Consider the following 11,932-nt stretch of genomic DNA (forward strand, 5'->3'; position numbering starts at 1 on the left):
CCTCACTTCAGAAAGAGTAAATAAAAAATAGGCAGGTAATCTTTCAAGGCAATCCTCAACACCTTCAAAGACCTGGTTATATGGTATTCAACTCCTTTCGGGCTGATAGACAACTCCTCTGCTATTTCCTTTACAGTACGGCATTCATACCGGCTTAACTCGAAGACACGCCGGGTTTGTTCCGGCAAAGCCTCCAATGTTTCTTTTACGATACGGGTTATCTCTGAGGAAAATATTTCTTCCAGATCACAAGCCTGCAGAGTAGAGATCCGGTAGCCCAGATCACGGGCCATTTTAGATGAGATCGAATCGGAGACGGACTGCTTTACATCCTGATGTTTCAGATAATTCAAAGCACCGTTTTTCAGCATCATAACAAGTAAAGATAACGGATATTCCACCTTTTCCTTTTTGCTGGTATCCCACAAATTAATTAAAGCCTCAGACACAATATCTTCCGCAGCCATATCGTCCCTGACATATGACTTTACAAACAAAAACGAACGTTTATAGTAGTTTGTGTATATCTCGCTGAAACTTATATTACTCATCTCCTATGGAATCTAAAGAAGGCTCTCTCTCCATTTATCTCAATACCATACAAAAATAAGATTTATTCCATAATAGTCAATAGCTATTGGTAATAATTCTTTTTTAATACTTCTATTGCTTATCACAACTGCATTCCTTTCATATCACAGTTGGATTCCGTTTGTTTCACAGATGGATTTCTTTTGTTTCACAACTGTGATATGCAAAGAAGGACGTAGTAATAAGATAAACGATACGCCGTGTTAACAACAACATCACCCTAGTGACAACACTCTCCCCGGACTAATGGAGACTATAAAGCATTATAACGGGAAGGCGATACACCGAACTGATTCGTAAAATGCTTGCGGAATGTATTGATATCGTTATAACCGACCATTTCAGCCACCTCCTGAACAGAATATTTCTTCTGCATGATCAGGGAAGCGGCCTTGCTGATACGGATACTGCGAATCACTTCGATAATCGACAAGTTACTCTGCTGCTTCATCTTCCGGTATAAAGTAGGCTGGCTGAGGTTCAACAGGCCCGCCAGGCTTTTGGCACTGAAATCCGGGTTTGTCAGATTGGTTTCGACAATGCAGATCACCTGCTGCATGAAAAGGCTGGCCTGCTCTTCTTCCTCCGGCTTTTCTACCGTATGTTTCAGCATCAGAGTTTTCGTATAGATGCGTTTCAACTGTTCACGCATACGGATTAGGTTCTCTGCTTTGGCCTTGAGCACTTCGGGATTGAAAGGCTTCATGATATAGTCGTCCACACCGATCCGGGTACTTTTCAACAAATCCTCCTCCTCTGCTTTGGCCGTCAGCATGATGATCGGGATATGAGCCGTCTGCAACTCCTGCCTGATCTCCTGACAACAGGTAAAGCCGTCTTTGACCGGCATCATTATATCCGAAATGATCAGGTCAGGGATCTCTTCACTGGCGATCCGCATGCCCTCTTCACCGTCTCGAGCTTCCAGGACACGGTATTTTTTCTCGAATAGAGTATGAATATAATGTCTTATCTCATCGTTATCTTCAATGACCAGCAATTTCTTACCTGATTCGAGGGATCTCTCTTCACGAACCTTTTCCGGGGCAATGAATACTTCCTCCTTCCGGTCATCACGGGTATCCTCAACCTGTTGATATACATCTTCTTTAAAATGCTCACGTCCTAACGGAAGGTAAAGGATAAACTCGGAACCTTTACCGGGAACACTGTTCAGCAAGACTTTCCCATGATGGAGATCCATCGTGTTTTTAACGATACGCAAGCCGATACCCACCTTGGTAGAAAATGAGGGATCATTTTCGCCCGTTATAAAAGATTCAAAAATGCGTCCCTGCAAATTTTCAGCGATACCGGGTCCATTATCCGTAACAGATAATAAACAGAACATTTTCCCGTCCACCTCCTTCTCGGCGATCGCAACCCTTATCTTTCCGCCTTTCGGGGTATATTTGAGCGCATTCGAAAGGAGGTTCTTCAAAGCTGATTCTATTTTCGGGGCATCAATCCAGAGATAAAGAGATTGAATGCCAAAGTCCAAGATGTACTCATGCAAAACGATACGACTTTTTGGATGATATCCACTGATGTACTTTCGCTTATTTCAATCGCTTATCAGATGGATAAAATGGGGAATATAGACAAAGTGGACTTAAAAGTAGAAATGGAGTTTACTGGTCTGGCCGGGAACAATACAAACTATATGGCTATGTGTCAATCCCCTGACGGAATCATTTATATTGCGACCGATTGGGGAAATATAGTCACTTTCAATCCAAAAACACGTCAAATGACAAGCCAAGGCGATTTACCGAGAGTCAATAAAATTCACGTTCACCGCCTTCTTTATTCCGACGGTTCTGTCTGGATTGGAACCTGGGCCAACGGAGCGATCTGTTACAATCCGAAAACAGGTGTCTATACTCAATATAGCTATAAACCGGAGGATACGAAAAAAACTCTTTCCCATGGAGATATTTACCAGATGGTTTCTTTGGGAGACGGACGGTATTTAGCTGCTACATGGAATGGTTACACAGTTTTTATTCCTGATAAAGAAGAACCTACCCGCTATACAACAGAAGTCTATAACAACACTGCATCTCAACTTCATCGTAACTTGGAGACCCGAATGATCTCCGCTTATTATGATACGGAAGGTATCATCTGGATTGGAACACAAGGCGGAGGAGTGTATGCCTCCGATTTGCGAAAGCAATTTTATCAACGCTTTCATCAGGAAACACATAATGAAATATGTGAAATGGCGACGGATGAAAATGAATATATCTGGCTAGCCACTTTCCATAAGGGTATTTTGAGAAGTACGGAACCTTTCAATCCTCAAAGCCGTTTGGAGTTTGAATCGGTCCCTGCCGGCTCGAGCAATACTGTTTTATGTGTGCTCAACGATAAAAAAGGAAACTTGTGGTTCGGAAACGGTCAGTCCGAACTAATTCAGTATAATTCCGAAAATAAAACCTTTACCGTTTATCCTGTCCGTATTAAAGACAAACCTGAGTGGTCTGGTTCCATCTGGTCTTTATTGATTGACAATCAAAATCGTTTATGGCTGGGAACATCCAACGGGTTATTGTTGTTTGATCGCCAGACAAAAGATTTTGTCTATTACCCTGTCGGTTCCGGAACCATACGGGCAATGGCAGAAGTTCCCGATAAATACTTCTTGTTAGGATTGTCATACGGCTTAGTAAAGTGTTCTTTGAATGGTCAACCTATTCGATCGGACTATGAAAAAACAGCTGATATTCCAGTCAGGGACATACGTTCCCTTTATGCTGCTTCAGACGGAAAGCTCTATATAGGTTATTCCGACGGATTTGGGGTAATGGATATTCAATCTGATTCAATCGAGAATTTTTACACAACCCATAATGGGTTAAGCAGTAATTATATAGGTTGTATTTGTGAAGATGCGGAAGGACGTATTTGGCTAGGTTCCGCTTCGAGTGTTTGTAACTACAGCAGACATCAGAAATTGTTCTATAATTACTATATATCCGGTAATAACCGCTCAGTCATCTTTTATAAGGATTTTCTGTTTTGGGGGAATAATAAAAACATAACCTATTTCCTCCCGAATGAAGCAATGAACAACCACTTTATTCCCGGTAAAGTAGTAATAACTCAATTGGAAGTAGATAATAAAACAGTTGAAATCGGGCAAAAGATAAATAATCAAGTCATTCTGAAACAAGGTATTCCTTATACTCACGGATTAACATTAAAGGCTGCTAATAATAGTTTTTCATTGATGTTCAGTAATCTGACCTACTCGGATGACCTGCAAAAATATAATTACCGGTTAAGTCCGGCTCAATCGAACTGGTTGACAATCAATGAAGGTGAAAAGGTTTCGTATGCAAACTTACCTCAAGGGAAATATGTTTTTGAAGTACAAAGTATTATGGCAGACGGTTCTAGCGGCTATCTGACATCCATGGATATCAACATCCTGCCTCATTGGTATGAAACAATTTGGTTCCGTCTTCTAATCATCATCACAATCGGTTTTATTATATATTATCTGATTCGCCGTGTAAAAAAGGAGCAGGCACGTCTGAGGCATGAAGAACGGTTAAAACACGAATTGTTTGTTGCCAATCTGGAACGTGAGAAAGAGAAGCAAATCAACCGGGAACGCAGCAATTTCTTTACGAATGTCTCTCATGAACTTCGCACACCTCTGACACTGATTCTTTCTCCTTTACAGGAGTTATTGCAGACGGAACGCCTTTCACAAATTCTATATGATAAGTTATCATTGGTTTACAATAATGCAACCTCATTATCTACCCTGGTAAATCAATTACTCTATGTACAAAAAATAGAAGCCGGAATGGTGCAATTAAAACTGTCAGAAGTTGATATATATGTGCTGGTTAAGAATGTTATCACATCTTTTAAGCATATTGCTGAGATAAAACAGACAGAGTTCATCTTGAACTCCGGTAAATTTCCCGTTTTCATTAATAGAAACAAAATGCTCCATACGGCGATCGAAACAGAAGAGTTGCCCGCTCACATTCAACCAAAGCAGATTATTTCCGGTTTCATGGATACTGGAAACTTTCATATAAAGCCCATCCGAACCGAAATTCTTTATATTTTTTCCATCATAACGGCTCAAACCATTATCTGTGCCAAACCACATAAAACCATCCATATCTTTATGAATACACAAGACTGTATTATCGGCCAGTCCGTTTTGCATGGTGAGCACCCTGATATCCTTTTCAAAAAAGGCATAACCGGAAAAACTATAAAAAATAGAGAATAGTATAGCGACAATAAATTTCCTCATCATCTAATTAACAAAGCTCCTCATTTAGATATTTCAAACATATACAAAGAAACAAAAAAAAGAGGATATTACCTCTAAACAAGACAAAGAAAAACAACATAAATATAATGCATGAATAATCTACCGACTATCCATGAATAAAACACCCAGTATCCTGTTTTTCAACAGAAAAAATAAAGAAAACGCCCATCGTTAATGAAGAAAACACGTGTTATCCCTTCCAGGCAGACCTGATACTTTTGCTTACAAAGATTTAATAAAATTAGTATTAACAACCTTAAAACTAAAAAGGATGAAGAAAAGAGTCACTTTTTTAATTGTGCTGCTAATGGTTAGTATATTTCATATATACGCGCAACAGCAAAACATTAGCGGTACTGTCATTGACAAGAACCTGAATGAACCCGTTATCGGAGCTTCCATTCAAATAAAAGGTACAACAAACGGGACTATTACCGATTTGGACGGAAAATTCTCTATCAATGCTTCGAAAGATGATATCCTGGTGATCTCCTACATAGGATACACTACACAAGAGATCAAACTTACCGGACAATCCAGTCTAAAAATAGAATTGAATGAAGACACTCAGGCACTGGACGAAGTAGTAGTAGTAGGGTTCGGTACCCAAAAGAAAGTTAATCTGACCGGAGCTGTAGCGACTGTCGATAAGAAGGTATTAGCATCCAGGCCGGTAACTTCCGTTTCACAGTCTTTACAAGGGGCAGTTCCCGGATTAAACTTATCCACCGCCGACCTGGGAGGACAATTGGGTCAGAACATGAACGTTAATATTCGTGGTACAGGAACGATCGGTAAAGGTTCCAAAGGCGAGCCACTTATCCTGATCGACGGTATGGAAGGAAACATGAACAACCTGAATCCGGAAGATGTTGAAAACATCTCTGTATTGAAAGATGCCTCCTCTTCCTCTATCTACGGTTCGCGGGCAGCGTTCGGCGTAATTATGATAACAACCAAAAAAGGTAAAGCCGGGAAAATGCAAATAAACTACAACAATAACGTCCGTTATTCCGGTCCGACCAATCTCCCTAATCAACTCGATTCATACCGTTTCGCAAATTTCTTCAATGAAGCTTCTATCAATCAGGGAGGTAGTGTCATTTTTGACGAAGAGACCATCGGTCGCATACAAAAATACATGGCCGGAGAATTAGCGGAAACGACTATTGCCAACGGTAACAACTGGCATTTTCATGAAAAAGCTAATGATAATGTAAACTGGTGGAAAAAACACTTCCAGTGGGCATGGTCGAACGAACATAATATCAGTCTGAGCGGCGGTACGGAAAAGATACAATACTACGCATCCGGAAGTTATCTGAACCAAAATGGCAACTTGCGTTACGGAGAAGATAATTATAAACGTTACAATGCAACAGCTAAGGTTAATACACAAATAAACAAATATGTAGATTTCAATATTAACACAAAGTTCGTACGTTTTGACCTCGACAACCCTATTTATTTGGAAGAAGGCGGACTTCTTTACCACGATATTGCCCGTATGTGGCCCATGATGCCTTTTAAAGACCCGAACGGTTATTATATGAGAAACGGAAAACTCAACCAGTTGGTAGACGGCGGACGTTCCAAGACCCATAACGATAATATTTATATGCAGGGACAGCTCGTAGTCCACCCGCTTAAAGGATGGAATATTTACGCAGAAGCCGGCATGAGAATTATCAATCAGAACAAGCAAACGAACTTGAATCCGATCTATGAACACGATGTAAACGGGAATCCGCAGGCATTAGCTTTTAGCGGAAGTTATTCTCCGGGAGCTTCGTTCGCACGCTCTGCTTACCTGAACAGTAATTTCTATACGACAAGCGTTTATACCGATTATACTTTACAGCTGAAAGATCATTACTTTAAGGCATTGATTGGTATGAATACCGAAGAATATGTCTATCGCGAATTAAGCGCCCAACGTCCCGATGTGATCAGTAGCCTTGTTCCGGAAATCAGTGCGTCTACCGGGGAGGATAAAATCAACAGTTCTAAATATAATGACTGGTCGACTGCCGGATTCTTCGGACGTATCAACTATTCATATAAGGACCGGTATATGGTAGAAATGAACGTTCGTTACGATGGTTCTTCCCGTTTCCTCAGAGACCAGCGCTGGAACGTGTTCCCTTCTTTCTCTTTAGGATGGAATGTAGCACGCGAATCGTTCTTCGAACCGATAAGTAACATCATCAATACGTTGAAACCGCGTGTTTCATGGGGTATGTTAGGAAATCAGAATACTGACTCATACTATCCGTTCTATCTGACACAAAGCGTAACGGCTAATGGCGGCAACTGGTTAATGAATGGCGGCAAACCGACAACGGCGGGAGTTCCGGGAATGGTCAGCAGCACACTTACCTGGGAAAAAATCTACAATACTAATATAGGTATCGACCTCGGCATGCTGGACAACCGCCTGAATGCAACTGCCGAGTATTTTATCCGCAGAACCAAAGACATGGTCGGACCGGCAGCCGAAGTGGGTGCCATATTAGGGACCTCTCTTCCGAACACGAACAATGCCGAACTGAAAAATAAAGGATGGGAAATACAACTGAACTGGAGAGACCAGATAGGAAAAGTGAATTACAATGCCGGATTTAATCTTTCAGACTATCGCGCTAAAGTTATTTCATACCCCAATGCTTCTAAAGCTCTTTGGGATGCAGACGGTAATACGCTTTACTACGACGGAATGACAATCGGAGAAATCTGGGGATACGAGACGGAAGGTATCGCTAAATCCGATGAACAAATGACCGAATGGCTGGCCAACAATGACCAGAGTAAAATCGGTTCAGCCTGGGGAGCCGGCGACATTATGTATCGCGACCTGAACGGTGACAAAGTAGTCGACAGTGGAAACAGTACAGCTATAGATCATGGCGACTTAAAAGTAATCGGTAACAATACGCCTCGCTTCCGTTTCGGCCTGAGCCTGGGAGCAGATTGGAAAGGTTTCGATGTACAGATGTTTTTCCAGGGAGTTATGAAACGTGACATTTGGTTAGGCGGTCCTATGTTTTGGGGAGCTGATGGCGGAGAGTGGCAATCGGTTGGCTTTAGTGAACACCTTGACTATTTCCGTCCGGAGAACACAACTTCCGTATTCGGAGCAAATCTCGATTCCTACTACCCCAAAGCTTATCTGGGTGATAAAGGAAACAAAAACAAAAAAACTCAGACACGCTATTTACAAAACGGAGCTTATATGCGTATGAAGAACCTGCAAATAGGATATACATTCCCCCGAGCCTGGATGAATAAAGCGAATATCCAAAAGCTCCGTATTTATGTTAGTGCAGAAAATCTTTTCACTATCAGTGGCATAGCTGATATGTTCGATCCCGAAGCAACTGCTGCCAACGGATTCAGCAATGGTAAGACATACCCGCTATCTAAAACTATTTCATTCGGTTTAAATATCACTCTTTAAAATACAAAAACAATGAAAAAAAATCTATTATACATCATAACATTGGCTGGTGCTTTATGCTCTTGTAACGATTTTCTTGACAAAGAACCGTTGGACGCTGTGCCCACCGACAAATATTTATTGACTGAAAGTGATTTGGCTGCTTATTCGGCTAATCTGTACGATCAGCTTCCCTCCCATACACCCGGACAATATAATATGGGGGTATTCGTCACCGACAACAATAGTGACAACCAGGCCGCAAGCAATCCCAATAGTTCATTTGTGAAGGGAGAAACCCGCGTAGCACAAAGCGGAGGTGCCTGGGATTTTGGAAAGATCCGTAATGTCAACTATTTCATCGACAAAGTACGCCCCCGGCTCGAGAATGGGGAATTAAACGGAACAGAAGCTAACAATAAACATTATTTGGGAGAAATGTATTTCTTCCGTGCATATATCTACTATACCAAACTAGTTGCACTCGGCGACTTTCCCATATTGAAAAACTGGATTACAGAAGATTATGAGACTGTCAGGGAAGCAAGCAAAAGACGTCCGCGCAATGAAGTGGCACGTTTCATCCTGCAAGACCTGGACTCGGCCTATTATTACATGAAAGAAACTCCGCCCATGACCAACCGGCTGACTAAAGATTGTGCCGCCCTTTTGAAAAGCCGTGTAGCCTTATTTGAAGGTACATGGGAAAAATACCACAAAGGGACAGCACGCGTGCCGGGTGGTCCGGGATGGCCGGGAGCGAACAAAGATTATCTGAAAGATTTTTCAATCGACATCGATTCTGAAATAAGATTCTTCCTGACAGAAGCCAAAGAAGCTGCTCAAATAGTTGCCGATAAATATTCGTTATCCAGCGATTATCCGTCTCTATTCAACAGCCAATCATTAAGTAGCACTTCTGAGGTATTATTATGGAGAGCCTATGATGCAAGTCTTACTCCTGCTGTCAACCATTTTGTAGTGGGTTATATACAACGTAACGGAGGTGGAAATACCGGATGGACACGCAGTATGATGCAATCTTACCTGATGGAAAACGGATTACCGATCTATGCGAATAACTCCGGTTATCAAGGTGATAAGACCTATGAATCCGTAGCAGCCGATCGTGACCCACGTTTAGGATACAATACCATTTTACCCGGTGAATTATTATCAGAAGGAGGAAGCAATATTGAATATCTTGTGAACGGATATGGTTATTATTATCGTGCACCTATCGTGCTGGGTCAGAATGAGAACAAATGCCCTACCGGTTATTCGGTAAAAAAAGGTCTGACAACAGATGCTGCACAAGGTCCGACGCTGCCTTCTACCACAGCTTGTGTAGTATTCCGGGCTGCTGAAGCATATCTGAATTATATGGAAGCTGATTATGAATTGAGCAACTCGTTAGATGCCAACAGTGGAAAATATTGGAGAGCTCTTCGTGCACGTGCCAATATGGATACCGACTATCAGAAAACAATAAATGCAACGGATTTAAATAAAGAATTGGATTTTGCCCGTTATTCCGGCTCTGAATTAGTATCAACGACTCTCTACAACATCCGTCGTGAACGCCGCATCGAGTTTGCTGCCGAAGGACTTCGTCTGAATGACCTGAAACGTTGGCGTGCATTGGATATGATGCAGGGATATCACGTAGAAGGTTTCGATTTATGGAGTGAAAATTATGCACGTTATACAACGCCAACTCCCACTCCGGCAGCAGATGTTACTCTTTCGGTCGTTAATTTGATAGAATCAGGAAATACAAATGCAAATGTATCTGCAAAATCAGAAAGCCAGTATCTTCGTCCTTACCGTATCAATACGAATAATATTGCTTACAATGGTTACAATTGGAACCAGAACAAATATCTGAACCCGATTGCCTTCGACCATTTCCGACTGACAACAGAAACAGAGGGTTCCACTGATTATGCTTCCTCTACAATTTATCAGAATCCGGGATGGAAGATAGAAACCAGCAGTCTTCCTGAAGGCGATTAATGATCTATTCATGATAAAACAAGACCTCCATATTTTCTCCGGGAGGTCTTGTTCTTTCAAAATGATATTGTATTCCACTATAATTATGTAACTTTACTGCACCATGAAAAAAACTATCACTCACACATTATTGCTATTTCCTATATTAGCAATGGGAATACAAGCACAAGAGAAACAGTCTTCTCCAAACCTGATCTTTATTATGGCTGATCAATGGCGCGGAGATGCTTTAGGATGCCTGGGTAAAGAGGCTGTAAAAACACCTCATCTGGATCAATTGGCATCAGAAGGTGTTAACTTTACCAATGCAATCAGCAGTTATCCGGTATCTTCCCCGGCACGTGGCATGCTGATGACGGGAATGTATCCTGTACATAGTAAAGTTACCGGAAATTGTAATTCGGCAACAGCCCCTTATGGAGTCGAACTGCCTACCTCGGCACGCTGCTGGTCGGACGTCCTGAAAGATCAGGGATATGAATTGGGTTACATCGGCAAATGGCATCTGGATGCTCCTTACCAACCTTATATCGATACGAATAACAACAAAGGGAAAATAGCCTGGAACGAATGGTGCCCTAAAAACCGTCGTCACGGTTTCAGTCACTGGATCGCCTACGGGACATACGATTATCATCTGAAGCCTATGTATTGGGATACGGATGCCAGCCGCGAGGAATTCTATTTCGTAGACCAATGGGGGCCGGAATATGAAGCCGACCGGGCCATCGACTATATCGCCAATCAAGATAATAAACTCCGCGACGGGGATAAACCCTTCGCCCTGGTCGTATCCATGAACCCGCCTCACACCGGGTATGACCTGGTTCCCGACAAATATAAAGAAGTATACCGGAATGTAGATGTCGAATCACTATGCAACTCTCCCATCATCGCACCGAAAGGAACGGAATACGGGGATTTCTACCGGAAGAGCGTACTGGATTATTATGCTTGCATGACCGGCGTTGACGACCAGGTCGGCCGCATTATCCGTGCACTAAAAGAGCGGGGGCTTTTCGAGAATACCCTCGTGGTATTCACCTCCGATCATGGTGATAGTATGGGGATGCACGATCATATCGGAAAGAATATTTACTACGAAGAAGCCATGCGCGTCCCGATGATACTCACCTGGCCGGAGAAGATCGCACCGCGCCACGACTCGACACTGATGATCGGTTTTGCCGATCTCTATCCTTCACTATTGTCATTAATGGGCTTCAGGGAAGAGATACCTGCCGAAGTGGAGACGTTCGATCTGTCTGCATCTATCCTTTCTCCCGATAAGGGCCAGGAGGTAATACAGCCTTATTATCAAGTCTCCTCTGAAAATTTAACGACTGGCTACAGAGGTTTCCGGACAAAAAAATATACATTTGCAGTACACGCTACAAACGGCCAGACTGACGAGTGGATACTGTTCGACCGCGAGCAAGACCCGTACCAACTAAATAATATTGCATCCGATCAGCCGGAATTGATTAAACAGTTTGCCAGCCGGTTAAAAGACTGGTTGAAGAAGACAAACGATCCTTTTACAAATAGCTTATAAACATAAACACATGAATACACGTTTTTAT

6 protein-coding genes and 1 pseudogene are annotated in these 11,932 nt (G+C 42.1%); 4 read left to right on the plus strand and 3 right to left on the minus strand.

What is annotated here, in order from left to right; translation table 11 throughout:
* Window positions 1–2: 2 nt before the first annotated feature.
* Together IEY67_RS01765 and IEY67_RS01770 are read right to left on the minus strand one after the other, a co-directional pair.
* Window positions 3–551: an RNA polymerase sigma-70 factor gene (locus tag IEY67_RS01765; protein ID WP_122353680.1), complete on the minus strand. Its 549-nt coding sequence runs from the start codon at window positions 549–551 to the stop codon at window positions 3–5.
* Between the two features lie 293 nt (window positions 552–844).
* Window positions 845–2,107, minus strand: coding sequence for a hybrid sensor histidine kinase/response regulator transcription factor (locus tag IEY67_RS01770; protein WP_229800936.1), 1,263 nt, complete (start codon window positions 2,105–2,107; stop codon window positions 845–847).
* Window positions 2,108–2,815: 708 nt separating this feature from the next.
* Between IEY67_RS01770 and IEY67_RS25400 the strand changes: the two are divergent.
* Window positions 2,816–4,399, plus strand: a pseudogene (locus IEY67_RS25400) (ligand-binding sensor domain-containing protein); the annotation flags it as partial.
* A gap of 30 nt (window positions 4,400–4,429) precedes the next feature.
* On the opposite strand, the gene IEY67_RS25405 reads toward IEY67_RS25400, so the two are convergent.
* Window positions 4,430–4,879: a two-component regulator propeller domain-containing protein gene (locus IEY67_RS25405; RefSeq protein WP_122374774.1), complete on the minus strand. Its 450-nt coding sequence runs from the start codon at window positions 4,877–4,879 to the stop codon at window positions 4,430–4,432.
* Window positions 4,880–5,204: 325 nt separating this feature from the next.
* On the opposite strand from IEY67_RS25405, the gene IEY67_RS01785 reads away from it, so the two are divergent.
* The 3 genes from IEY67_RS01785 to IEY67_RS01795 all read left to right on the plus strand — a co-directional run bounded on the left by IEY67_RS01785 (window position 5,205) and on the right by IEY67_RS01795 (window position 11,904).
* Window positions 5,205–8,354, plus strand: a complete 3,150-nt coding sequence (locus IEY67_RS01785) for a SusC/RagA family TonB-linked outer membrane protein (protein WP_370450089.1) — start codon at window positions 5,205–5,207, stop codon at window positions 8,352–8,354.
* Window positions 8,355–8,366: 12 nt separating this feature from the next.
* Window positions 8,367–10,349, plus strand: a complete 1,983-nt coding sequence (locus IEY67_RS01790) for a RagB/SusD family nutrient uptake outer membrane protein (protein WP_183670209.1) — start codon at window positions 8,367–8,369, stop codon at window positions 10,347–10,349.
* A gap of 103 nt (window positions 10,350–10,452) precedes the next feature.
* On the plus strand, window positions 10,453–11,904 hold the full coding sequence (locus IEY67_RS01795; RefSeq protein ID WP_183670207.1) for a sulfatase family protein: 1,452 nt from the start codon (window positions 10,453–10,455) through the stop codon (window positions 11,902–11,904).
* Window positions 11,905–11,932: the final 28 nt, after the last annotated feature.

The sequence above is a fragment of the Parabacteroides faecis genome (genome assembly GCF_014647375.1).
GTDB lineage: Bacteria > Bacteroidota > Bacteroidia > Bacteroidales > Tannerellaceae > Parabacteroides > Parabacteroides faecis.